The following is a 23,062-nucleotide window of genomic DNA, read 5'->3' as shown; positions in this document are numbered from 1 at the left end:
ATCAAGCCCTGACCGTCCGACAATGCATGTATCATACATGTAAATTGGCAACCCCATGGAACACAAGAAAACGGTACTTTTGATCATGGGCAGCACCAGGGCGGGTCGCATCTGTCCAAAAATTACGGCATGGATTGCCCAGCTCGGCCACGCGAGCACCGGGCTTACCTACGAAACCGTCGATCTCGCGGATTGGCCGCTCCCGATGAACGACGAACCGGAAATCCCCGAGAAGGGACTGCCGTATGCCCAGGCACATACACGCGCATGGAGCGAAAAGATCAAAACCGCAGATGCGGTGATCTTCGTCACTCCTCAATTCAACTGGGGCTACCCGGCGGCGCTAAAGAACGCCATCGACCACCTTTACCATGAATGGCGCAACAAACCCGCCGCTATCGTGACCTACGGCGGCCATGGCGGCGGCAAGTGCGCCGAACAGCTCAAACAGATCGCCAGTGCCGTAAAAATGCGCGTCATGCCGACCATGCCCGGCATCATCCTGCCCAAAGCGGTGATTCGCGAAGCAGCACCTTTTGAGCCGGAACACGACTTCCAGCAACATTTGCCGTCCATCCAAAACGCTCTCGCCGAATTGGCCGAACACATCAATGTGACGAGCGAATCCTGAAGCGCTTCGTGCAATCGGATTGGTGATCTGTGTACTGCCCCACGGCGATAGCGGGGGGCTTTTGTACGATGTCCAAAGAAGCCCATAAAAAAAGCGCCACTCGGGCGCTTTTTTCAACTTTGCAATGGAGGCCGAGGTCGGAATCGAACCGGCGTACACGGCTTTGCAGGCCGCTGCATGACCACTCTGCCACCCGGCCATTGCTGGGATTCACGATCTTACTGGATCAGGACTCCCTTAAAGAACAAAACCCCGGTGGTCCGAGGTTTTGCTTGAAACTGGAGCGGGAAACGAGACTCGAACTCGCGACCCCGACCTTGGCAAGGTCGTGCTCTACCAACTGAGCTATTCCCGCATCGGAGCGTGCAACTATAGCAGAACCGGTGCCGATGTGAATAGCCGGCACCGCTTTTTTTCAGTGATTCAAGCAACTTGCCGCACATGCTTAAAGTACCGAAACAACAAAGCCCCAGGCTTTTACCTGGGGCTTTGTCTGGCATCTGGAGCGGGAAACGAGACTCGAACTCGCGACCCCGACCTTGGCAAGGTCGTGCTCTACCAACTGAGCTATTCCCGCATCGGAGCCGCGCATTTTAGCGACTGAAACGAAACCGTCAAGCGTTTCTATCTTGCTCGGATGAGAGTGCGGGCCCGTCGCTATGCAAAGCGGGCCAGGCCGCACGCAGGTAGTACAAACCCGACCAGATGGTGAGCACGCCGGCCAGCACCAGTAGTCCCTCACCAATGTGATAGAGGCGCAGGGCCTCGGCGTCTTTTTCATGTTGCAGGATCAGCACAATCAGCGCCACCACCTGCATCGTGGTTTTCAGTTTGCCCAGAAAAGCCACCCGCACCGTGGCCCGCATGCCGATTTCGGCCATCCACTCACGCAGCGCCGAGATGCTGATCTCGCGGCCAACGATGATGGCCGAGGTGACGGCCATGAGGATGCCCGGCCAGCCGCCACGATTCGTATCCACCAACATGAACAGGGTGACCGCCACCATCAGCTTGTCGGCCACCGGATCTAGGAAGGCGCCGAATTTGGACGTCATGTTGAGCCGACGGGCAAGATAGCCATCCAGCCAATCGGTCACGCCGGCCAGCGCAAAGACGACCGCGGCAGTGATGTTGTGCCCCCTGAACGGCAGATAGAACACCAGCACCATGACCGGCAGCAGCGCTACACGGAACAGCGTGAGCCAGGTCGGCAAATTGATGCGCATGGGTCCTTTCCGTTTTCTGTCAGTGTCGCACGTTGGAAGCAGAATGCGTCGGGTGATCGGGTTAAAGCTTTCGCAAGTTGGGCTCCGCGCCTGGCCTGCTCCCCTGCGTAAGGAGGGCGTTGGTCGAGTCAGGCGTGTAGCGCGTCATAAATGCGTTCAGCCAGGCCGCGATCAATCCCCTTCACCTGCATAAGTTCCTCGACCCCGGCGGCTTCCACCCCGGCCAATCCACCGAAGGCCTTGAGCAGAGCCGTCCGACGACGCGCCCCGACGCCCTGCACGTCTTCCAGCACGCTGCGTTCGCGAGCCTTCTCACGCCGTTTACGGTGGCCGCTGATGGCAAAGCGATGGGACTCGTCACGCACGGCGGCCACCAGATGCAGGGCCGGTGAACTGGGTCCAGGATGGAGCTCGCGGTTTGACCCGGCCAGGATCAGGGTCTCCTCACCCGCTCGACGGCCCGGCCCCTTGGCCACGCCGACCACCTCGATGCCGGTCACACCCAGCTCCCGCAGCACGTCCAAGGCCTGCGCCACCTGACCAGTGCCGCCGTCGATCAGCAGGACATCGGGCCGCGCGCCCTCGCCCTCAGCCACCTTGCGAAAGCGCCGAGTCAGCGCCTGATGCATGGCAGCGTAATCGTCCCCCGGGGTGATGCCGGCGATATTGAAGCGTCGGTAGTGTGATTTCTCCGGACCTTCCGGGCCGAACACCACGCAGGATGCGACGGTCGCCTCACCGCGTGTGTGGCTGATATCGAAACATTCGATACGGCGTGGCGGCTCGTCCAGGCCCAGCAGGTTTTGAAGATCATCGAAACGGGTGCCAAGCGTCTGGCGGCTGGCGATGCGTGAGGTCAGTGAAGCCTGCGCATTGCGCTCGGCCATCTGCAGGAACTGTGCGCGATCACCGCGCACACGCGTCTTGATCTCCACGGCGTGACCGGATTGCTGGGCCAGCACCTCGCTTAGCAGTTGCTCGTCTGCCATCGCTTCGCCAAGGATGATCTCGCGTGGCACCGGGCGATCCAGGTAGTACTGGGCAATGAACTGCGCCAGCACGTCAGCCGGCTCTGCATCCAGCGGCAAGCGCGGATAGAAATCGCGGGTGCCCAGGCTGATGCCGTTGCGGAAGAACAGCACACTGACGCAAGCAATACCCGACTCGATACGGCAGGCAATTACGTCCATATCGGTGGTAGCGCCTTGCACGTGGTTCTGCGCATGGAGTTTGCGCAACGCAGCGACCTGGTCACGCAATGCTGCCGCCCGTTCGAAATTCAGCGCGGCGCTGGCTTGCTCCATCGCGCTGACCAGTTCATCGATCACGGCGCTGCTGCGACCTTCCAGGAACATCTCCACGTGGCGCACGTCGTTGCGGTAATCCTCCGTGTTGATCAAGCCCACGCACGGTCCAGTGCAGCGGCCGATCTGGTATTGCAGGCAGGGACGCGAGCGATTGCGGAAGTAGCTATCCTCACACTGGCGCACCTTGAACAGCTTTTGCATCAGATTGAGACTTTCCCGCACGGCGAAGGCGCTGGGGAATGGGCCGAAATAGCGACCCGGCTGATTGCGTGCGCCACGGTGAAACGCCAGACGCGGATAATCCTCGCCACCCGAGAGATAGATGTACGGATAACTTTTGTCGTCGCGTAGCAGGATGTTGTAGCGCGGCTTGAGCGCCTTGATCAGCTGCGACTCCAGCAGCAAGGCTTCCGCCTCGGTGCGGGTGACGGTGATTTCGGCGCGCGCGATCTGCGACACCATGGCCGCAATGCGCGGCTCCATGCGCGGTTTCAGAAAATAGCTGCCGACGCGCTTCTTGAGGCTGCTGGCCTTACCCACGTAGAGCAGTTCGCCGTCTTCGTTGAAGTAACGATAGACGCCGGGGGACGTGGTGAGCGTGCTGACAAAGGCCTTGCCGTCGAAGGCCTGCGAGGGGGCGGGCTGCATGGCAAGGATTTTAGCCCGTTTGAGGTGTTCCCCGTGCTTTCTTCTGGAGCCCTCCCGGCAGCAAATTCAGTCTGCGCGCAGGCGCTCGATCAGGCCGCGCACGCCCTGCTCGGCCAGTACGATGGACTGCACAAAGCCGGTCAGCTCCCCGTAGTAGGGGTCGGGAAATTCGTGCGGTGGCGCCAGACCTGCCCATTCCAGAAACAGCGAGGCGCGCCTGGCGGCGTCGGCCCCCATCATGCGCCGCATTTCGCGCAGATTGTCACTGTCCATGGCCAGCAGCAGATCGTAGCGGTCGAAGTCTTCCAGCATGAGCTGCCGCGCACGATGACCACCCAGTTCGTAACCCGCACCGGCCGCAGCAGCCCGCATGCGAGGATCAGCCTGTTCGCCAGCATGCCAACCACCCGTGCCACAGGAAGCCACTTCCACCTTCAAGCCCACCTCCGCAAAGCGTTTGCGCGCCACCGCCTCGACCAGCGGCGAACGGCAAATATTGCCCATGCAGACAAACAGGATGCGATGGACGGTCACGACGGACGGCTCAACCACGCTTCGGCGCGTTGCAGATCGGTTTCGGTGTCGATTCCTGGCGGAAAGGGTTCGGGGGTCAAGCGCGCGGCAATTGGATAGCCGTGCTCCAGCACGCGCAGTTGCTCCAGCGATTCCGCCTGTTCCAGCGGCGTGCGCACAAGCGAGGCGTACTCCTGCAGAAAACCGGCCCGGTAGGCATAGATGCCAATATGCCGCAGGAATGGCAGATCATTGGGCAGCACGTCGCGATTCGTGGCGAAGGCATCGCGCGCCCATGGCAACGGCGCACGGCTGAAGTACAGCGCACGGCCATTCGAGGCACGCACCAGCTTCACCACGTTCGGGTCGAACAATTCATGAGCGTCGCTGATCGGCGTTGCCAGTGTCGCCATGGGCGCATCGTCATCAGCCAAGGCCCGTGCGACTTCTCGAATGCCGGCTGCGGGCGCGAAAGGCTCATCGCCTTGCAGGTTCACCACGATGGCGTCCGCAGGCCATCCGTAGTGCGCGGCGCATTCAGCCAAGCGGTCGCTACCGGAGGCGTGATCGCTGCGGGTCATGCACACCGTTACGCCCTGCCCTGACAAGGCATCGACAATGCGCTGATCGTCAGTCGCCACCACTACCTGTGATGCACCTGCGAGCAAGGCGCGCTGGGCCACACGCACCACCATCGGCACGCCGGCTATGGCACGTAATGGCTTGCCCGGCAGACGGGTGGAGCCGTAACGGGCGGGAATGGCGACGATGAAGTTGGGCACAGCAGATGGCATGCACGGCTCGCAATAAGCCCCAGCTCCCGAAGGGGTTGGGGCGAGGATTCACACAGGAAGCGATATTGGCGGCTTGGACAGAAATCCGCCACCCGCGTGCCGAACGTATCCGCCCTCGCCTATCGGCAACCTTTCCCGACGGGAAGCGGAACGCTGACGGAAGGTCAGCGCAGAGTAAAACCGCAACTGTTTGCCAGTTCCAGGAAGCCCGGGAACGACGTAGCGACATTGGCGCAATCGCGGATGGTCACCTCGCCCTTGCCTACCACGCCGGCCACGGCAAAGCTCATTGCAATGCGGTGATCGCCGTGGCTATCCACCGTACCCGGGACAATCGTGCCGCCATCGATGATCGCGCCGTCCGGGGTTTCATCGAGGTTTACGCCTAACGCTCGCATACCGGCAGCCATGGTCGCGATGCGGTCGGACTCCTTCACACGTAGTTCGGCGGCGCCACGGACGACCGTGCGCCCTTTCGCCACCGCTGCGGCGATAAACAAGGCGGGGAATTCATCGATCATGTCCGGCACCAAAGCTTCAGGCAACTCGATGCCATGCAACGGCGCGTGGCGGACAACGAGATCGCCAATCACCTCGCCACCGCTCTCGGTCCGATTCTCAATACGGATATCCGCGCCCATCAGGCGCAAGGCTTCCAGCAAGCCGGTGCGACGCGGATTCAGCCCTACCGCGGGCAAACGCAGGACCGAGCCCGGCACGATGCTGGCCGCCACCAGGAAAAATGCCGCCGAGGAGAAGTCAGCAGGAACGACAACATCCGTAGCGCGCAATGTATGACCGCCCTCAAGCTTCGCGTAGCCGGGTGAAAATTCGATAGGCCAGCCGAAAGCAGCGAGCATGCGCTCGGTATAGTCGCGCGTAGGATGCGGCTCGATGACTTCCGTGCTGCCCTCGGCATACAGACCAGCCAACAGCAAAGCGGATTTGATCTGCGCACTGGCGACCGGCAATTCATAACGGATGCCACGCAGCTTTCGGCCACCGTGGACGTGCAACGGCGGCAGTCCATTCTGGCTGTCGACGTGAGCGCCCATGTTGGCAAGCGGATCGGTAACGCGGCGCATCGGCCGTTTGGACAGCGACTCGTCACCGATCAAGGTGCTGTCGAAGGATTGTCCTGCCAGCAGGCCGGTCAGCAGACGCATACCGGTACCGGCATTACCGCAATCGAGCGGTTTGTCCGATCCGCGCAGACCATGCAAACCCACACCGCGCACGATGCGCTCACCCGCCGATGGTGACTCGATCGATACGCCCAATTGCGCGAGCACCGCTGCCGTGGCGCGCGTGTCCTCGCCTTCAAGAAATCCACGAATGTGCGAAGTGCCGTCGGCAATGGCCGACAGCATCATCGAACGGTGTGATACCGACTTGTCGCCCGGCACCACCACCTCGCCACGCAAGGACATTGCGGGTCCGCTGACCCAATCCAGACGCCGCGCACTGCTCATGGCAGGGCTACCGGGTAGGAACCGAGCACACGCATCTGGGTGGCGACCGGCCCCATGTCCTTCAAGGCAGCCTGCAGAGACTCATCATCGATATGGCCGGAAACGTCGATGAAGAAGGCGTATTGCCATTTACCGGTATGCGCCGGGCGCGATTCAATGCGATTCATGCTCACGCCACGCTTGGCGAATGGGCTCAGCACGTCGTACAGCGCGCCGGGTTTGTCATTGACGGTAATCAGCAACGATGTGCGATCGTTGCCTGATGGTGGAAACAACGAACGGCCGATCACCAGGAAGCGCGTGGTATTGTCGGCGCGATCCTCGATGGCGTTGGCCACCATCTTCAAGCCGTAAATCTTGCCAGCGGTTTCGCCGGCAATCGCCGCAGCGTCATCGGTATGGCGGGCGAGGCGCGCACCTTCGGCATTGCTGTGAACGGCAATGCATTCGGCCTCAGGCAAGTTCACCCGCAGCCACGTCTTGCATTGCTGCAACGACTGCGCATGACCATACACGCGCTGGATGCCCTCCAGCGACTCGCGCTGGGAAAGCAGGCATTGATGCACGCGTAGCTCGACTTCACCGCAGATGCGGGCCTCAGAAGTGAGGAACATGTCCAGCGTAATCTGGATCATGCCCTGCCCGGAGTTTTCCACTGGCACGATGCCGAAATCGGCGTGTCCGGCGACGACTTCCTGGAAAACTTCCTCGATGCTGCCCAGTGGCAGCCCATACGCAGCATGACCGAAATGCTTGCGCACCGCCTGCTCGCTGAACGTGCCTTCGGGACCAAGGTAGCCCACCTTCAGCGGATCTTCCTGCGCGAGGCAGGATGACATGATCTCGCGAAAAAGACGCACCATCTCCCCATCAGAAAGCGGACCCTTATTGCGATCCACCACCATGCGCAGCACATGCGCTTCGCGTTCCGGACGGTAATAGTCGATCGCGGAAAGCCCCTCGCCCTTTACACGCGCCACTTCGCGTGCCCAGTTAGCGCGTTCGGAGATCAGTTCCTGGATCTGCCGGTCGATGCTGTCGATGCGTTCACGCACCTGTGCCAGCGATGACTTGGGGTCGTTCATGTAATGGATGTCCAAGCGTAAAGATGTCTGAATTCAGGCCGAATAGTGCCTGAAACTGGCCGGAATGTCCGTATCCGGCATCCGAAATATTCAACCGTGCCGGCTGGCGAAGTCACGCATGAAAGCGACGAGCGCCTGCACAGCTTCCATCGGCACGGCGTTATACAGCGAAGCACGCATACCACCCAGCGCCTTGTGCCCTTTAAGCGCCAACAGACCGGCAGCTTCCGATTCCTGCAGAAAAAGCGCATCGAGTGCGTTGTCGTGCAAGGTGAAGGGCACATTCATACGAGAGCGCGCTGCCGGCTCGATGGGGTTGCGATAGAAGCCGCCGGAGCTATCGATGCTGGCGTAAAGCAAGCTCGCCTTTTCACGATTACGCTCAGCCATGGCCAACAGGCCGCCGCCTTCCCGCAACCACTGGAAGGTTAAGCCCGCGAGGTACCAGCCCCAGGTGTTGGGCGTATTGAGCATGGAGTCGTTGGCAGCGTGTTCCGCGTAACGAAAGATGCGCGCCATCGGACGCCCCTTGCGCTCGAGCAGATCACGGCGAACGATCATCAGCACCAGGCCGGACGGTCCGATGTTTTTCTGTGCACCGGCATAAATCAGGCCGAAACGGCGCACATCGATCGGGCCAGACAGGATATCCGAAGACATGTCCGCCACCAGCGGCACATCGCCCACATCAGGTACATCCTGAAACTCCACACCGTGGATCGTTTCGTTGGTGGCGATATGCACATAGGCAGCGGAAGCATCGAGTTTCCACGTGTCGCGCGGCGGCATACGCAGATAGCTATCTGCCTTGCTGTTTGCCGCCACATTCACACGCACGTACGAGGCAGCTTCACTGGCGGCCTTCTCGCTCCAATGACCGGTGACGATGTAATCGGCACTGTCGCCTTCCCCAGCCAGATTCATCGGGATCTGCGCGAAATGCTGGGTCGCCCCACCCTGCTCGAACAGCACGGCGTAGTCGCCAGGAATACCCATCAGCTCACGCAGGTCTGCCTCGACTTGCGCGGCCATAGCCATAAAGCGCTTGCCGCGATGGGACTGCTCCATCACCGAGGCGCCGCTGCCGTTCCAGTCCAGCAGTTCGCGCTGTGCGCGTTCGAGCACCGGCAACGGCAACGCCGCCGGACCTGCGCTGAAATTCCATACCCTGCTCACGCACCGGTTCCCGTCGTGGATGATCGATGCATTATGCCGCGTCGCAGCAACGCATCGTCAACCGGCGCAATACAGGCTTCCCCCAAAGGGTCAGAAATGCATCAGCAAGAGTAAGGCAATGCCTAAAGCAAGGACGGCCGCAGTCACGATCAGCCACCAGACTTCACCGCGCGGCCCGGCGGTGTCTTCCGGCAACGGCTCTGGCTCCGGCTCGGGAATGACGATCTCCGGCTCGGGCTCAAGCCCGGGAGCATCAATCATGAATCGATGCATGCCGATGCCGATCTGATCGCCGGGCAACAGCACACTCTGTTGCACCGGGGAGCCGTTCACGCGTGCCGGATAGCGCGAATCGGCGGCCTGCCCGGTTTCCAGGCACAGCTGGCCGTCACGCCAGAAAATGACCAGCGAGGCGACTTCGCCCTGCGGCAGATCCAGCGGAATCCGGCCTTGCGGCCCCAGTTCCAGGCGGTCGGCCAAAGGCAATACCTGGCCAGAAAGCGGACCGGCGACGGCACGCAGCGCCACGGTGCAGCGCTCCTGCTCGGGCATCTCCGGAGAGGTTCGCCCACCTGGCACGCCGTCTGCGCAGAGGAGCATGCGGCAGTCGCCCACGCTCAGCATGTCGCCGGGCCGCAGGATGGCGCGCTCGCGTACCGGCCGGGCATTCACATAGACGCGGGTGGTGTCGGGCAACACCTCCAGGACCCAGCCACGGCGGTCCAGGCTGATGGACAGGTGATGTGGCGCAGCCTGACTGGCTCCCAGGATCAGATCATTGCCGGGGTCGCTGCCAATGCGCAGCAGTGCCTGGTTCCATTGGAAACCTGCCCGGGTCGAATGGGGAAACTCAATGCGCATGAAGTGACCGACTGCGTGACCGCGCGACTCTATCAGAAGCGTAGGAACTATCGGCAGGGATTGCGCTTATCATGCGGAGTTCGTTTCTTGAGATTCACCATGGCAAGTATCGATATCCGTCGCCCGCACAGCCTTTCCCAGTCCGAAGCCCATGCCGTGATCGACAAGGTCGCCGCGCGCATGCGCGAGAAATTCGAGGTGAAGACGCAGTGGCTTGACGGCACGCTGGCCTTCGAGCGTCCCGGCATCAGCGGCAAAATTGCTATCGGCGGCGATGAAATCCGGGTGAGCGCCCAGCTCGGCATGCTGTTTTCTCCGCTCAAGGGCATGATCGAGCAAGAAATTCGGCGCAAGCTGGATGAGCACTTTGCCTGAATCTTCTTTGACCATCCTGCGATCCGTGGCATAATCGAAGGCTTACGCGGCCATGTTGGCCTGCGCGAACCCGGAACGCATGGCCAAAGACGACGTCATTGAAATGGAAGGCACGGTGGTGGAAACCCTGCCCAACACCATGTTTCGTGTGCAGCTGGAAAACGGCCATATAGTTATCGCCCATATCTCAGGCCGCATGCGCAAGCACTACATCCGTATCCTGACGGGCGACAAGGTCAAGGTGGAAATGACGCCTTACGACCTGACCAAGGGGCGCATCACCTACCGCATGAAGTAATCCCGGCAGGACGCACCGCGCGCCAGCCAACAAAAAAGCCGCGCAATGCGCGGCTTTTTTTGCTTCCTGCAATCTGCCTGGCCTCAGGACACCGCAGCCGGTACCGGCTCGGCGGCCTCCGTATCCACGCGCAGCTCACCGTCGCGCACGCTCAGCATGACCTTGCCGCCCTCGGCCAGCTTGCCGAACAGCAGTTCGTCCGCCAATACGCGCTTGACCTTCTCCTGGATCACGCGGGCCATCGGGCGGGCGCCCATCTGCGGATCGAAGCCATGCTCGGCCAGCCAGCGGCGGGCATCGGCATCGACGTCAAGGGTGACGTGTTTCTCGCTGAGCTGCGATTCCAGCTCGATCAGGAACTTGTCGACCACACGCAGGATGTGATCGAAGTCCAGCGCATTGAACTGGATGATCGCGTCCAGACGATTGCGGAACTCCGGCGTGAAGCTACGACGGATCACTTCCATCGCGTCCATAGAGTGATTCTGCTTCACGAAGCCGATGCCACGACGCGAAGCCTGCTGCGCACCTGCATTGGTCGTCATCACCACGATCACGTTCTTGAAGTTGGCTTCGCGACCGTTGGTATCGGTCAGCACACCACGGTCCATCACCTGCAACAGGATGTTGAACACATCCGGATGCGCCTTTTCGATCTCGTCAAGCAGCAGCACGGCGTGCGGATGCTTGGTCACCGCTTCGGTAAGCAGACCGCCCTGATCGAAGCCAACATAGCCTGGAGGTGCGCCAACCAGACGCGAGACGGAATGCGCTTCCATGTACTCGGACATGTCGAAGCGGATCATCTCGATGCCCAGCTGCATGGCAAGCTGCTTGGTGACCTCGGTCTTGCCCACGCCGGTAGGACCGGCAAGCAGGAAGCAGCCGATCGGCTTGGACGGATCGGCCAGACCCGAACGCGCCATCTTGATCGACGCGGCCAGCGCCTCGATGGCCGGATCCTGGCCGAATACCACCATCTTGAGATTGCGTTCCAGGTTCTTCAGCACATCGCGATCGGATGCCGAAACCTGCTTGGCCGGGATACGCGCCATCTTGGCAACGATGTATTCCACTTCCGCCACATCGACCTTGCCGGTGCGCTGATCGGCCGGCAGCAAGCGCTGACGCGCGCCGGCCTCATCGATCACGTCGATGGCCTTGTCGGGCAGCAGGCGATCCGGGATGTGCTTCACGGACAAATCGACCGCAGCCTTGAGGGCCTCGACGGTGTAGGTAACGCTGTGGTGCTCCTCGAAGCGCGACTTCAGACCCTTGAGAATATCGAAGCTTTCGGCGACGCTGGGTTCGACCACGTCGATCTTCTGGAAGCGGCGCGCCAGCGCGCGGTCTTTTTCGAAGATGCCGCGGAATTCCTGGAAGGTGGTCGAGCCAATGCAGCGCAGTTCGCCCGAGGCCAGCATCGGCTTGATCAGGTTGCTGGCGTCCATCGTGCCACCCGAGGCCGAACCGGCACCGATGATGGTGTGGATCTCATCGATGAAAAGGATCGCGCCAGGCTGTTTCTTGAGCTGACCGATCACCGCCTTCAGGCGTTTCTCGAAATCACCGCGGTATTTGGTGCCAGCCACCAAGGCGCCGAGATCAAGGGCCCAAATGGTGGCGTTTTCCAATACCTCCGGCACTTCACCGTCGACGATGCGCTTGGCCAGACCTTCAGCCAGGGCCGTCTTGCCGACGCCGGCCTCGCCTACATAAAGCGGATTGTTCTTGCGCCGGCGACACAGCACCTGGATGGTGCGCTCGATCTCGTCCTGACGGCCGATCAGCGGGTCGATCTTGCCTTCGAGAGCGAGCTCGTTGAGGTTGGAAGCATATTCGCTAAGCGGATTGCCCTTGCCCTCGCCGCCTTCCTCGGCATCCCGATCAGCGCCGGACATGCCGGAGGACGGCTCGTCGCCGATCTTGGCGATGCCGTGAGAAATATAGTTGACCACGTCCAGACGCGTAATTTCCTGCTGATGCAGGAAGTACACAGCGTGTGAATCCTTCTCGCCGAAGATGGCCACCAGCACGTTGGCGCCGGTGACTTCCTTACGACCGGAAGACTGCACGTGGTAGACCGCGCGCTGCAGCACACGCTGGAAGCCCAATGTCGGCTGGGTATCACGCTCGTCGCCGTGCGGCAAAACCGGCACGGTCTCGGCAATGATTTTTTCCAGCTCATGGGTGAGTCGCGGAAGATCCGCGCCGCAGGCTCGCAGGGCGCCCAGCGCCGACTGGTTCTCGGTGAGGGCGAGCAACAGGTGCTCGACCGTCATGAACTCATGGCGTTGTTCACGGGCCTGCTTGTAGCACTGGCCGATGGTGACTTCGAGATCCTTGCTGAACATCCGGACCTACTCCACTGCGATGATGGGGCGGCTCTACCGCGTTGGATGCAAGATGGGGGCCAAAAACACCTGATCAATATCCCTGCATAACGCCCGTCACGCCGGAATCTTGAACAGGCCTCAAACCTTTTCCATCGTGCATAACAGAGGATGCTGGTTGGCACGTGAATACTCGTTCACCTGCGTGACTTTGGTTTCAGCCACCTCGCGGGTAAACACCCCGCACACGCCCTTACCGCGGGTGTGTACGTGCAACATGATCTGTACGGCTTTTTCCTGGTCCATCCCAAAGAAACTGCGCAATACCTCGACTACGAAATCCATCGGTGTGAAATCGTCGTTCAGCAGCAACACCTGAAACAGCGGGGGGCGCGCCACTTCAGGCTTGGATACTTCAACGGCAAGACCATGTCCACCGCCGTGTTGTTCTTGTTCGGGTTCGTTCGCCATGCTTTTCAGGGTTTGCGTTTGCTCAAGTGCAGTATACGCCTAGGCGAATCATGCTCCTCGGCGGTAGCGCTTGAGGTAATGGCACAATAACGCCATTTCCAGTGCCCACCCCGGGCTTGGTTGATCTTTAAATGACAGAAGCTGACAGTTCCCGTAACGACGTGTGGCGTCCCCATGTCACCGTTGCCTGTGTGGTAGCCGATGGCCACCGCTACCTCATGGTCGAAGAGGAGGTTAATGGCCGCATCGCCTACAACCAGCCGGCCGGGCACCTGGATGACTTCGAGAGCCTGCAGCAGGCCGCCGTGCGCGAAACCCGCGAGGAAACCGGCTGGACGGTGGAACTTACCCACCTGATCGGCGTGCACCAGTGGCGCAGTGAGGAACATGGCGATGTGGTGGTGCGTTTCAGCTTTGCCGCCAGGCCCTTAACGCACGATCCTCAACAACCACTGGACACCGGCATCTGTCGGCCCCTGTGGCTGACCCGAGGCGAAATCGCCGAGCTCGGCCCGCGCCTGCGCAGTCCGATGGTGCTGATGAGCATTGACGACTGGCTGGCCGGGCAGCGCCTGCCACTGTCGGTCGTGGCCAACCTGATGCCGGGTGGGGGCCGGTCATGAAGGTCATGCTGGGCATTTCCGGTGGCGTCGATTCGTCGGTCGCCGCCCTCCTGCTGCAACAGGCCGGTTACGAGGTTGAAGGCCTGTTCATGCAGAACTGGGAGGAAGACGACCGCAGCGGCCCCTGCACCACCGATGCGGATCGCAAGGATGCCGTGGCCGTCTGTGGACGGCTGGGTATTCCGTTTCATGCCCGCAATTTTGCCGCCGAGTACTGGGATGGGGTGTTCGAACACTTCCTGGCCGAATACCGCGCGGGCCGCACCCCCAATCCGGACGTGCTGTGCAACCGCGAGATCAAGTTCAAGACGTTTCTGGACGAGGCCCGCGCCCTGGGCGCGGACAAGATCGCCACCGGTCATTACGCCCGGGTCGATGATCTGGACGGGCGTTATCGGCTGCTGCGCGCGGTCGATACCGGTAAGGATCAGACCTATTTCCTGCATGCACTGGGACAGCAGCAACTTGCCGCCACGCTGTTCCCGGTTGGGGAAATCGAAAAGTCCCGCGTAAGGGACATGGCGCGCGAGGCAGCCCTGCCTACTCACGCAAAGAAAGATTCCACGGGCATCTGTTTCATTGGCGAGCGCGATTTTCGTCAGTTTCTGACCCAATACATCCCTGCCCGGCTAGGCGAGATGCGCAGTCCGGACGGCCACCTTATCGGCGAGCATCAGGGCGTGATGTACTACACCCTGGGACAGCGCAACGGACTTGGCATCGGCGGGCGTCAAAACGCCGGCGGCGAACCCTGGTACGTGGTTGGCAAGGATGTCGCGCACAATGTGCTGTTCGTGGCGCAGGGTGGCGAGAACGAATGGCTGCATTCGCGGCGGTTGGTTGCCGAATCGCCCACCTGGATTGCCGGGGCCCCGCCCGCCGCGGAATTTCGCTGCACGGCCAAGACCCGCTATCGCCAGCACGATCAAGCTTGCGTGGTGTCCGTGCATCACGATCAGGTAGAAGTACGTTTCGACGATCCGCAACGCGCCGTCACGCCCGGCCAGTCGGTGGTGTTCTACGCCGGCGAGGAATGCCTGGGTGGTGCAGTAATCTCCGCCACCGATGCCGCTTATGGCGGCTTGCAACAAGAAGCAACAACAAGAGTGTCACAGCGTGTTTGAAGCCTTTGCGATCAATGAGGAACGCGTTCTTGCCCTGGCCGGCCTGTTCCAGGCGTCAGCGCTTGCCCATCAATTGGCGAACGAAGGCCGCTGTGACGACCTGGCACTGGATGCAAGCCTTGCCAGCGTGTTTCGTATCGACGCGCCCTCCGTCATCGGCGTGTACGGCAATGTTTCCGGCCTGCGTGTCGGCCTACGCACCTTGATCGGGCAACTGGACGAAAACAGTCGCGATATGGCGATAACGCGCATGGTGGTAACCGTCATGCGCCTGGAGCGCAGCCTTGTGCACCGCAAGGATCTGCTCGATCAATTGCAACAGGGCATTGTGTCGGCCAAGCGGCAGGCCGAGCATTTCGGTCTCAATTCACCCCAAGTGTTCAGCCGGCTGGCCGAACTCTACGCCGGCACGCTCTCTACCTTGCGGCCGCGCGTGATGGTGACGGGCAATCCGCAATGGTTGCAGCAGCCGGCCCTGGTGGAACGCGTGCGCACGAGTTTGCTTGCAGCGGTACGTTCGGCCGTACTGTGGCACCAGATTGGCGGGCGCCAGTGGCAACTACTGTTTCACCGCCGCCAATGCAGCATGCTGGCGCGCGGGCTATTGACCGGTACGACGCTGGATAATCGCTGATTAAAGCCAGAACCCAAGCTGCGGCCATATCCATGCAGCTTTAACAACGCGTGGTGCGACAGCGTGCTAACCGCTTAGCGAAACGCCGCGTTGGTCAATCATCGCCAATGAGCTTGAGCCCCGGCCGCTGCCGCGCCAACTTGCGCAGCAAGGCGGCAAACACTTGCAGATCGCCGTGCCATGGCGAAGCTTCACGCCAATACAGAGCAATTTCGCGCCCCGGGGCCTGCTGCCCCTTGATCTTGGCCAGCGCGATGTCGGGCATCGATGCCAAACGATCATGCGCAAGTGCCGGTACCAAGGCATGGCCACCACGCAGGGTCACCAGCGCGGCCAGGCTCTCCAGGCTCACATCCTGCACATAGCCCTCGCCATCAGCGTGGCTTTCCGCCATCAAAATCGCTTCATTGGTTTCAAGCTGATCCAACGAAACAGTGCGCTTGCCGGCCAAAGCATGGTCGGCGCGCAGCAGCACTTCCCATGGCTCAAAGAACAGCGCTTGCATGCAGATGCCACTGACGGCGGGAACCGGTGGCGCCAGCACGGCATCCAGCTCGCCTTCGTGCAAACGACGCAGCAAGCCACGTGGCTTGCCTTCCGACAGGCTTAGCCGCGCGCCAGGAAAATGCTGCGGAAACGGCGCAATCAGATGAGGCAAGAGATAGGGCCCCAGCGTCGCCAGCACCCCCAAACGCAACTCGCCGCCGAACGCGGTTTCACCCGCACGCGCAGCCTGTTGCAAATGCTCGGCCGCCAATAGTACCGCATCGATTTGTTGCAGCAGACGCTGCCCGCCCGCCGTAGGCACCACACGCCGGCCGCCGCGCTCGAACAGCGGTGCGCCCAGTGCCTGCTCTACCTTCTGTACCTGATGCGACAAGCCGGATGGGCTGATGTGCATGGCCCGTGCCGCACTGTTGAAGCTGCCATGGCGATGCACCGCCTGCACAAGGATCAAGTCTCGCAACGAAACGACCGATAAGTGAGTGGAAATCATCCTGCCGTCCCGTATCCGTTGCAGTGCGTACGCATCGCGTGGTCATTCCGGCGCCCCGGCGGAGGCGCTTCACAACGTGGCACAGCATAAACGACGAAGCCCGGCGCGGGGGCCGGGCTTCGGTTCCACTTACCTGATCACTCAGGCCTCGACGGTATCCGCAACCTGCTTGAAGTCCTGGATCTTGTCGAAGTTCATGTAGCGATAGATCTTGTCGCCATTGGCGTTGATCACACCAATATCGGCCATGTACTCCTGCTTGGTCGGGATGCGGCCCAGACGCGAGCAGATCGCAGCCAGTTCGGCCGAGCCCAGATACACGTTGGAGTTCTTGCCCAGGCGGTTCGGGAAGTTGCGGGTAGAGGTGGAGAACACCGTCGCACCTTCACGCACCTGCGCCTGGTTGCCCATGCACAGCGAGCAACCCGGCATTTCCATACGCGCACCAGCCGTACCGAGCACGCCGTAGTGACCTTCCTCGGTGAGCTGCTGCTGATCCATCTTGGTCGGCGGTGCCACCCACAGGCGAGTCGGGATATCACGCTTGCCTTCCAGCAACTTCGATGCGGCACGGAAGTGACCGATGTTGGTCATGCATGAGCCGATGAACACTTCGTCGATGGTGGCGCCGGCAACATCGGACAGAGTCTTTACGTCGTCTGGATCGTTCGGGCAGGCAACGATCGGTTCGTGCACATCGGCCAGATCAATCTCGATCACTGCGGCGTACTCAGCATCTGCATCGCGTTCGAGCAGTTGCGGATTGGCCAGCCAGGCTTCCATCGCCTTGATCCGCCGCTGCAGGCTGCGGGCATCCTGATAACCCTGGGCAATCATGTACTTCAGCAGCGTGATGTTGCTGTTGAGGTATTCGATGATCGGTTCCTTGTTGAGGTGCACGGTACAGCCGGCAGCCGAGCGCTCGGCCGATGCGTCGGAGAGCTCGAACGCCTGCTCCACCTTGAGGCTGGGCAGACCTTCGATTTCCAGGATGCGGCCGGAGAAGATGTTCTTCTTGCCCTGCTTGGCCACCGTCAGCAGCCCCTGTTTGATGGCATAGAGCGGAATCGCGTTGACCAGGTCACGCAGCGTGACGCCCGGCTGCAGTTCACCCTTGAAGCGAACGAGCACCGATTCGGGCATATCCAGCGGCATCACACCGGTGGCAGCAGCGAAGGCCACCAGGCCGGAGCCGGCCGGGAACGAAATACCGATCGGGAAGCGGGTGTGGCTGTCGCCGCCGGTGCCGACGGTGTCAGGCAGCAGCATGCGGTTGAGCCAGGAGTGGATGACGCCATCGCCCGGGCGCAGGCTGATACCGCCGCGGTTGGCGATAAAGGCCGGCAGTTCGTGGTGCGTCTTCACGTCCACCGGCTTGGGGTAGGCCGCGGTGTGGCAGAACGACTGCATCACCAGATCGGCCGAGAAGCCCAGGCAGGCGAGGTCCTTCAGCTCGTCGCGGGTCATCGGGCCGGTGGTGTCCTGCGAACCCACCGAGGTCATCCTGGGCTCGCAGTAGGTGCCCGGACGCACACCCTTGCCCTCTGGTAGACCACAGGCGCGGCCGACCATCTTTTGCGCCAGGGTGTAACCCTTGCCGGTATCGGCTGGGTTTTGCGGCAGACGGAACAGGTTGGACGGCGGCAGGCCCAGCGCCTCGCGCGCCTTGGCGGTGAGGCCTCGGCCAATGATCAGCGGAATACGGCCGCCGGCACGCACTTCGTCGAACAGCACCTCGGACTTCACCTGGAACTCGGCGATCACCTGCCCGTTCTTCAGCGCCTTGCCTTCATACGGACGCAGCTCGACCACATCCCCCATGTCCATCTTGGAGACGTCCAGTTCGATCGGCAGTGCGCCAGCGTCTTCCATGGTGTTGTAGAAGATCGGAGCAATCTTGCTGCCCAGGCACACACCGCCGAAGCGCTTGTTCGGGATGAACGGGATGTCTTCGCCCGTCCACCACAACACGGAGTTGGTAGCGGACTTGCGGCTCGAGCCGGTACCGACCACGTCACCAACGTAGGCAACCAGGTGGCCCTGTTTGGCAAGATCCTGGATCAACTGGATCGGACCGCGCTTGCCGTCTTCTTCCGGCTGGAACGGCGCACCTTCGCGCTTGTTCTTCAGCATGGCCAGTGCATGCAGCGGGATGTCGGGACGCGTGGTGGCATCGGGTGCGGGCGACAAGTCGTCGGTATTGGTTTCACCCGGCACCTTGAACACGGTGATCGTCAGGCTCTGTGGCACTTCCGGGCGGCTGGTGAACCATTCGGCATCAGCCCAGCTCTGCAGCACGGCCTTGGCGTGCGCATTGCCCTTATCGGCTTTTTCCTTCACGTCGTGGAAGGAGTCGAACATCAGCAGCGTCTTCTTCAGCGCGTCGGCCGCGATGCCGCCAACCTGCGCATCGTCCAGCAGCTCGATCAGCGGCTGGATGTTGTAGCCGCCCAGCATGGTGCCGAGCAGTTCGGTCGCCTTCTCACGGCTGATCAGCGCGCACTTCTCGGCGCCGAAGGCCACCGCTGCCAGGTAGGAAGCCTTGACCTTGGCGGCATCGTCCACACCAGCCGGCACGCGGTTGGTGATCAGGTCCACCAGGAACGCCTCTTCGCCGGCAGGTGGGTTCTTCAGCAGTTCGATCAGGTCGGCAGTCTGCTGGGCCGACAGCGGCAGCGGGGGAATTCCCAGCGCGGCGCGCTCGGCGGCTTGTTGGCGATAGGCGTTGAGCATGTGATCTCGTCCTGTGGCTGGCAAAAGGGATGCCTCCGCCGTCGGGCGGATAGATCCCCGGTTGGTTCGATTCGGCACGGCCGCTACCTGGGCCGGACAGGCGGAAAGCCTGTCCCCATGCCGCTTTCGGGCTTCATTTCAGTCGCGTATTTTGCCAGTCGCCGCGCAATGGCCGCAATCCAAGATGGTGTTTCCGCCTGCATTCGAAATCTTGCAATGTGAGCATGGCGAAATGACTCCAAAGTGGCTTGCGTGCCTGCCAATTTGGCCCAAACTCTTCGGGACCTCCAGACAAGAAGGTTGTTTTTGCAATTCCCCTAACGTTTGTTGCACTAGCATCCCCCTGCTACGCCTCGTGCGTCCGCCAGACTTCACGCAACAGGAGTTATTCCCATGCTGGATTCATTCGCCACCCGCGACACCCTCAACGTCAACGGCAGCTCGTACCAGATCGCCAGCCTGACCAAACTCGGCCAGCACTTCAACATCAAGCGCCTGCCCTACTCGATGAAGATTCTGCTGGAGAATCTGTTGCGCCACGAGGACGGCGTCAATGTCACCAAGAAGGAAATCGAAGCCGTTGCCAATTGGAATGCCAAGGCAGAACCGGATACCGAGATTTCCTTCATGCCCGCGCGCGTGGTGTTGCAGGATTTCACAGGTGTACCGTGCGTGGTCGACCTCGCCGCCATGCGCGATGCCGTGGTGAAGCTGGGTGGCGACGCCAAGCAGATCAATCCGCTGGCGCCGGCGGAACTGGTGATCGACCACTCGGTGCAGGTTGATGTGTACGGTTCGGAATCGGCGCTGGAAAAGAATGTCGAGATCGAATTCCACCGCAATCAGGAACGCTACTCGTTTCTTCGTTGGGGCCAGAAAGCCTTCAACAACTTCAAGGTCGTACCGCCACGCACGGGCATCGTGCATCAGGTGAACCTGGAACACCTCGCACGTGTGGTGTTTGCCACTGAAAAAGCCGGCCAGTCATGGCTGTATCCGGACACCGTATTCGGTACCGACTCGCACACCACCATGATCAACGGCATCGGCGTGCTGGGCTGGGGCGTGGGCGGCATCGAAGCGGAAGCGGCAATGCTGGGCCAGCCGTCATCGATGCTGATTCCCCAGGTGGTGGGCTTCAAGCTGACCGGCAAACTGTCGGAAGGCGTCACGGCGACCGACCTGGTGCTGACCGTCACGCAGATACTGCGCAAACTCGGCGTGGTCGGCAAATTCGTGGAATTCTTCGGCGACGGCCTCAAGCATCTGCCGCTAGCCGATCGCGCCACCATCGGCAACATGGCGCCGGAATATGGCGCAACCTGCGGCATCTTCCCGATCGACCAGGAAGCGCTCAATTATTTGCATCTGTCCGGCCGCAGCGAAGACCAGATCAAGCTGGTCGAAACCTATGCCAAGGCACAAGGGTTGTGGCACGACGAAAACACCCCGCATGCCGAATTCACCACCACGCTCGAGCTCGATCTGGCCGACGTGAAGCCCTCGATGGCTGGCCCCAAACGCCCACAGGACCGTGTACTGCTGGGCGATGTGAAAAAGAGTTTCGAGGACAGCCTTGGCGCACTCACCGCCAACCGCAATACTGCCGAGGCACGCTTTGCTAACGAAGGCGGCGGTACCGCCATAGGAAACGACGCCAGCGCACCCTACAAGGGCTCGCGCGTACACATGAACGGCCATGAATTTCATTTGCAGGATGGCTCCGTGGTGATCGCGGCGATCACCTCCTGCACGAACACATCCAATCCCGCAGTGATGCTCGGCGCCGGCCTGGTGGCGAAGAAAGCCGCGGCAAAAGGCCTGAAAGCCAAGCCGTGGGTAAAGACATCGATCGGCCCGGGGTCGCTAGTCGTAACGGATTACCTGAAAAAGACCGGGTTGTTGCAGGAGCTGGAGAAAGTCGGCTTCTATATTGTCGGTTATGGCTGTACCACCTGCATCGGCAACTCTGGCCCGTTGCCGCCGGAAATCAGTAAAGGCATTGCCGAAGGTGATCTTGCCGTGGCCTCGGTGCTTTCCGGCAACCGCAACTTCGAAGGTCGCGTGCATCCGGAAGTGAAGATGAACTATCTCGCGTCCCCGCCACTGGTGGTGGCTTATGCGCTGGCCGGCACCCTGAACATCAATCTCACCCAGGATCCGATCGGTGAAGGCAGCGATGGCAAGCCGGTCTACCTGAAAGACATCTGGCCGAGCAACAAAGAAATCTCAGATGTGATCGCGGGCGCCATCAATCCGCAGATGTTCGAGAAAAACTATGCCGATGTATTCAAGGGCGACAGCCGCTGGAACAACATCGCATCGCCTGACGGCTCGGTCTACAAGTGGAGCGACTCCACCTATATCAAGAACCCGCCCTACTTCGATGGCATGACGATGGAGACGGGCAAGATCGAAGACATCCACGGTGCGCGCGTGCTCGGCCTGTTCGGCGACTCGATCACCACCGATCACATCTCTCCGGCCGGCTCGATCAAGAAGGACAGCCCGGCCGGCCGCTTCCTGATCTCCAGGGGCGTGGAACCGAAGGACTTCAACTCCTACGGCTCGCGCCGCGGCAACGACGATGTGATGGTGCGCGGCACTTTCGCCAACATCCGCATCAAAAACCTGATGCTGAGCGGCGTGGAAGGCGGCTATACGCTGTACGTACCCAGTGGTGAGCAACTGGCCATCTACGATGCCGCCATGAAGTACAAAGCCGACAAGACACCGCTGATCGTGATCGCCGGCAAGGAATATGGCACCGGTTCGTCGCGCGACTGGGCAGCCAAGGGCACCCTGCTGTTAGGCGTGAAAGCAGTGATCGCCGAGAGTTTCGAACGCATCCATCGCTCCAACCTGGTCGGCATGGGCGTATTGCCGCTGCAATTCAAGGATGGCGAAAACGCCAAGTCGCTGGGCCTGACCGGCAAGGAGACTTTCGAGATCACCGGCCTGAAGGACGGGGAGTCGAAGGAAGCCACGGTGGTTGCCAAGGGCGACGGAGGTGAAAAGAAATTCACGGTGAAAGTGCTGCTGCTGACGCCGAAGGAACGCGAATTCTTCCGCCACGGCGGCATCCTGCAATACGTACTGCGTCAATTGGCCAGCAAGAAGGCTGCCTGACGTAACGCGCCGCATGCCCCCTCTCCCGGCAGGAGAGGGGGCAAATACCGCGCAGGCTCAAAGCTGCTGCGTCCAGGTCGCCTCGTAACAGCGCCAAGCATGCCCTTCCCGGCGCCATGCCGTTTCCACCTTGTAGACGCCCAACTGCGAAGGGAACAGTTTGCCGCCGCTGGTGAGCGTGACCGTGAAATCCGCCACGTAGCGATCGCCACGCTGCTCGACATCCACCGGACCAAGTACTGCGTGCAAGGTCTCGCCACGAAATCTCGCTGCACGTAGCAGATTGCCGATGTCTTGCCGGCTCATGGCGTTGTCATTGCCATCGAAATCATCGGTAAGCTGGCCGAGCAGCGCCGAGGCATCCACCTGCTCGGCCGCCCGGGCCGCCGCATCAATGGCTTGCCGAACGGCGACATCGTCCGGGGTGCGGTGGCAAGCCGTCATGGCAAGCGCCAGCACCATCATCAGGCTCCCAAATCGCAACCTCGACGTCATCGCCCACCCATGAGAAATCTCGTTGCAGCGCGGCTTGCCGCTATACGCACGCGTATGCTCCAATGCCTTGCCCGCATCATGCCTGATGCCAGCCATCGTCACCATCGGCATGTCACTACTGGAGGTTGGGATCGAAC

20 protein-coding genes and 3 tRNA genes are annotated in these 23,062 nt (G+C 61.1%); 7 read left to right on the top strand and 16 right to left on the bottom strand.

What is annotated here, in order from left to right:
• Positions 1-55 precede the first annotated feature (55 nt).
• A complete protein-coding gene (locus ISP19_RS20895) occupies positions 56-631 on the top strand; it encodes an NADPH-dependent FMN reductase (protein WP_204684325.1) in 576 nt (191 codons plus the stop codon).
• 125 nt (positions 632-756) lie between these two features.
• On the opposite strand, the gene ISP19_RS20890 is transcribed toward ISP19_RS20895, so the two are convergent.
• The 11 genes from ISP19_RS20890 to ISP19_RS20840 form a co-directional block, all read right to left on the bottom strand.
• A tRNA-Cys gene (locus tag ISP19_RS20890) sits at positions 757-830 on the bottom strand.
• Between the two features lie 80 nt (positions 831-910).
• Positions 911-986, bottom strand: a tRNA-Gly gene (locus tag ISP19_RS20885).
• A gap of 146 nt (positions 987-1,132) precedes the next feature.
• Positions 1,133-1,208 (bottom strand) — tRNA-Gly (locus ISP19_RS20880).
• 37 nt (positions 1,209-1,245) lie between these two features.
• A complete protein-coding gene (pgsA, locus tag ISP19_RS20875) occupies positions 1,246-1,857 on the bottom strand; it encodes a CDP-diacylglycerol--glycerol-3-phosphate 3-phosphatidyltransferase (RefSeq protein WP_204684324.1) in 612 nt (203 codons plus the stop codon).
• Between the two features lie 128 nt (positions 1,858-1,985).
• Complete coding sequence (gene uvrC, locus ISP19_RS20870) at positions 1,986-3,812, bottom strand: excinuclease ABC subunit UvrC (protein WP_204684323.1); 1,827 nt, start codon at positions 3,810-3,812, stop codon at positions 1,986-1,988.
• 66 nt (positions 3,813-3,878) lie between these two features.
• The gene (locus ISP19_RS20865) at positions 3,879-4,346 is read right to left on the bottom strand and encodes a low molecular weight protein-tyrosine-phosphatase (protein WP_284385057.1); all 468 of its coding nucleotides are present in this window, start codon (positions 4,344-4,346) and stop codon (positions 3,879-3,881) included.
• Positions 4,343-5,119: a 3-deoxy-manno-octulosonate cytidylyltransferase gene (gene kdsB / locus ISP19_RS20860; protein WP_204684322.1), complete on the bottom strand. Its 777-nt coding sequence runs from the start codon at positions 5,117-5,119 to the stop codon at positions 4,343-4,345. The genes ISP19_RS20865 and kdsB overlap by 4 nt, the downstream gene beginning before the upstream one ends.
• A gap of 164 nt (positions 5,120-5,283) precedes the next feature.
• On the bottom strand, positions 5,284-6,591 hold the full coding sequence (gene aroA, locus ISP19_RS20855; RefSeq protein ID WP_204684321.1) for a 3-phosphoshikimate 1-carboxyvinyltransferase: 1,308 nt from the start codon (positions 6,589-6,591) through the stop codon (positions 5,284-5,286).
• Positions 6,588-7,676: a prephenate dehydratase gene (gene pheA / locus ISP19_RS20850; protein ID WP_204684320.1), complete on the bottom strand. Its 1,089-nt coding sequence runs from the start codon at positions 7,674-7,676 to the stop codon at positions 6,588-6,590. Before pheA ends, aroA begins: the two co-directional genes overlap by 4 nt.
• 90 nt (positions 7,677-7,766) lie before the next feature.
• Entirely contained in the window at positions 7,767-8,852 is a 1,086-nt protein-coding gene (gene serC / locus ISP19_RS20845; RefSeq protein WP_204684319.1) for a 3-phosphoserine/phosphohydroxythreonine transaminase, read from the bottom strand.
• Between the two features lie 90 nt (positions 8,853-8,942).
• Complete coding sequence (locus ISP19_RS20840) at positions 8,943-9,713, bottom strand: FHA domain-containing protein (RefSeq protein ID WP_204684318.1); 771 nt, start codon at positions 9,711-9,713, stop codon at positions 8,943-8,945.
• On the opposite strand from ISP19_RS20840, the gene ISP19_RS21530 reads away from it, so the two are divergent.
• Positions 9,594-10,088 carry a polyhydroxyalkanoic acid system family protein gene (locus tag ISP19_RS21530; RefSeq protein ID WP_338082394.1) on the top strand — a complete coding sequence of 165 codons (495 nt, stop codon included), beginning with the start codon at positions 9,594-9,596 and terminating at the stop codon, positions 10,086-10,088. The genes ISP19_RS20840 and ISP19_RS21530 overlap by 120 nt on opposite strands.
• Positions 10,089-10,167: 79 nt before the next feature.
• Complete coding sequence (infA, locus tag ISP19_RS20830; RefSeq protein ID WP_115476254.1) at positions 10,168-10,386, top strand: translation initiation factor IF-1; 219 nt, start codon at positions 10,168-10,170, stop codon at positions 10,384-10,386.
• Positions 10,387-10,469: 83 nt separating this feature from the next.
• On the opposite strand, the gene clpA is transcribed toward infA, so the two are convergent.
• Complete coding sequence (gene clpA, locus ISP19_RS20825) at positions 10,470-12,740, bottom strand: ATP-dependent Clp protease ATP-binding subunit ClpA (protein ID WP_204684316.1); 2,271 nt, start codon at positions 12,738-12,740, stop codon at positions 10,470-10,472.
• A gap of 120 nt (positions 12,741-12,860) precedes the next feature.
• Positions 12,861-13,190 carry an ATP-dependent Clp protease adapter ClpS gene (clpS, locus tag ISP19_RS20820; RefSeq protein ID WP_204684315.1) on the bottom strand — a complete coding sequence of 110 codons (330 nt, stop codon included), beginning with the start codon at positions 13,188-13,190 and terminating at the stop codon, positions 12,861-12,863.
• A 131-nt stretch (positions 13,191-13,321) separates the two neighbouring features.
• Between clpS and ISP19_RS20815 the strand changes: the two genes are divergently transcribed.
• From ISP19_RS20815 to hflD, 3 genes are read left to right on the top strand one after another with little or no spacing between them, the layout of a single operon-like run.
• Positions 13,322-13,813 carry an NUDIX hydrolase gene (locus tag ISP19_RS20815; RefSeq protein ID WP_204684314.1) on the top strand — a complete coding sequence of 164 codons (492 nt, stop codon included), beginning with the start codon at positions 13,322-13,324 and terminating at the stop codon, positions 13,811-13,813.
• Positions 13,810-14,937: a tRNA 2-thiouridine(34) synthase MnmA gene (mnmA, locus tag ISP19_RS20810; RefSeq protein ID WP_204684313.1), complete on the top strand. Its 1,128-nt coding sequence runs from the start codon at positions 13,810-13,812 to the stop codon at positions 14,935-14,937. Before ISP19_RS20815 ends, mnmA begins: the two co-directional genes overlap by 4 nt.
• 10 nt (positions 14,938-14,947) lie before the next feature.
• On the top strand, positions 14,948-15,571 hold the full coding sequence (hflD, locus tag ISP19_RS20805) for a high frequency lysogenization protein HflD (protein WP_204684412.1): 624 nt from the start codon (positions 14,948-14,950) through the stop codon (positions 15,569-15,571).
• Positions 15,572-15,665: 94 nt separating this feature from the next.
• Here the strand turns inward: hflD and ISP19_RS20800 are convergent, their stop codons facing one another.
• Both ISP19_RS20800 and acnB read right to left on the bottom strand, forming a co-directional pair.
• Positions 15,666-16,568: a LysR family transcriptional regulator gene (locus tag ISP19_RS20800; protein WP_204684312.1), complete on the bottom strand. Its 903-nt coding sequence runs from the start codon at positions 16,566-16,568 to the stop codon at positions 15,666-15,668.
• Between the two features lie 141 nt (positions 16,569-16,709).
• Entirely contained in the window at positions 16,710-19,301 is a 2,592-nt protein-coding gene (acnB, locus tag ISP19_RS20795) for a bifunctional aconitate hydratase 2/2-methylisocitrate dehydratase (RefSeq protein ID WP_204684311.1), read from the bottom strand.
• A gap of 393 nt (positions 19,302-19,694) precedes the next feature.
• Here acnB and acnA point away from each other — a divergent pair, with 393 nt between their 5' ends.
• Positions 19,695-22,430 (top strand): aconitate hydratase AcnA, encoded by a 2,736-nt coding sequence (gene acnA / locus ISP19_RS20790; protein WP_204684310.1) that lies wholly within the window; start codon positions 19,695-19,697, stop codon positions 22,428-22,430.
• Between the two features lie 57 nt (positions 22,431-22,487).
• Here acnA and ISP19_RS20785 read toward each other — a convergent pair whose 3' ends face one another.
• Positions 22,488-23,021: a hypothetical protein gene (locus tag ISP19_RS20785; RefSeq protein WP_239556966.1), complete on the bottom strand. Its 534-nt coding sequence runs from the start codon at positions 23,019-23,021 to the stop codon at positions 22,488-22,490.
• Positions 23,022-23,062 lie beyond the last annotated feature (41 nt).

This window comes from Dyella flava (assembly GCF_016904955.1).
Lineage (GTDB): Bacteria > Pseudomonadota > Gammaproteobacteria > Xanthomonadales > Rhodanobacteraceae > Dyella_B > Dyella_B flava.
Note: the sequence above shows the minus strand (reverse complement) of the source record. Positions and strands in the feature narration are given on the sequence as shown.

Excerpts from the sequence above, each read along its gene's own strand:
- aroA (WP_204684321.1), bottom strand. The coding sequence starts at position 6,591 with ATGAGCAGTGCGCGGCGTCTGGATTGGGTCAGCGGACCCGCAATGTCC.
- pgsA (WP_204684324.1), bottom strand. The coding sequence starts at position 1,857 with ATGCGCATCAATTTGCCGACCTGGCTCACGCTGTTCCGTGTAGCGCTG.
- ISP19_RS20895 (WP_204684325.1), top strand. The coding sequence starts at position 56 with ATGGAACACAAGAAAACGGTACTTTTGATCATGGGCAGCACCAGGGCG.
- ISP19_RS20840 (WP_204684318.1), bottom strand. The coding sequence starts at position 9,713 with ATGCGCATTGAGTTTCCCCATTCGACCCGGGCAGGTTTCCAATGGAAC.
- ISP19_RS21530 (WP_338082394.1), top strand. The coding sequence starts at position 9,594 with ATGTGGCGCAGCCTGACTGGCTCCCAGGATCAGATCATTGCCGGGGTC.
- ISP19_RS20815 (WP_204684314.1), top strand. The coding sequence starts at position 13,322 with ATGACAGAAGCTGACAGTTCCCGTAACGACGTGTGGCGTCCCCATGTC.
- clpS (WP_204684315.1), bottom strand. The coding sequence starts at position 13,190 with ATGGCGAACGAACCCGAACAAGAACAACACGGCGGTGGACATGGTCTT.
- clpA (WP_204684316.1), bottom strand. The coding sequence starts at position 12,740 with ATGTTCAGCAAGGATCTCGAAGTCACCATCGGCCAGTGCTACAAGCAG.
- acnA (WP_204684310.1), top strand. The coding sequence starts at position 19,695 with ATGCTGGATTCATTCGCCACCCGCGACACCCTCAACGTCAACGGCAGC.
- ISP19_RS20785 (WP_239556966.1), bottom strand. The coding sequence starts at position 23,021 with ATGGCTGGCATCAGGCATGATGCGGGCAAGGCATTGGAGCATACGCGT.
- pheA (WP_204684320.1), bottom strand. The coding sequence starts at position 7,676 with ATGAACGACCCCAAGTCATCGCTGGCACAGGTGCGTGAACGCATCGAC.
- infA (WP_115476254.1), top strand. The coding sequence starts at position 10,168 with ATGGCCAAAGACGACGTCATTGAAATGGAAGGCACGGTGGTGGAAACC.
- uvrC (WP_204684323.1), bottom strand. The coding sequence starts at position 3,812 with ATGCAGCCCGCCCCCTCGCAGGCCTTCGACGGCAAGGCCTTTGTCAGC.
- ISP19_RS20800 (WP_204684312.1), bottom strand. The coding sequence starts at position 16,568 with ATGATTTCCACTCACTTATCGGTCGTTTCGTTGCGAGACTTGATCCTT.
- acnB (WP_204684311.1), bottom strand. The coding sequence starts at position 19,301 with ATGCTCAACGCCTATCGCCAACAAGCCGCCGAGCGCGCCGCGCTGGGA.
- kdsB (WP_204684322.1), bottom strand. The coding sequence starts at position 5,119 with ATGCCATCTGCTGTGCCCAACTTCATCGTCGCCATTCCCGCCCGTTAC.
- mnmA (WP_204684313.1), top strand. The coding sequence starts at position 13,810 with ATGAAGGTCATGCTGGGCATTTCCGGTGGCGTCGATTCGTCGGTCGCC.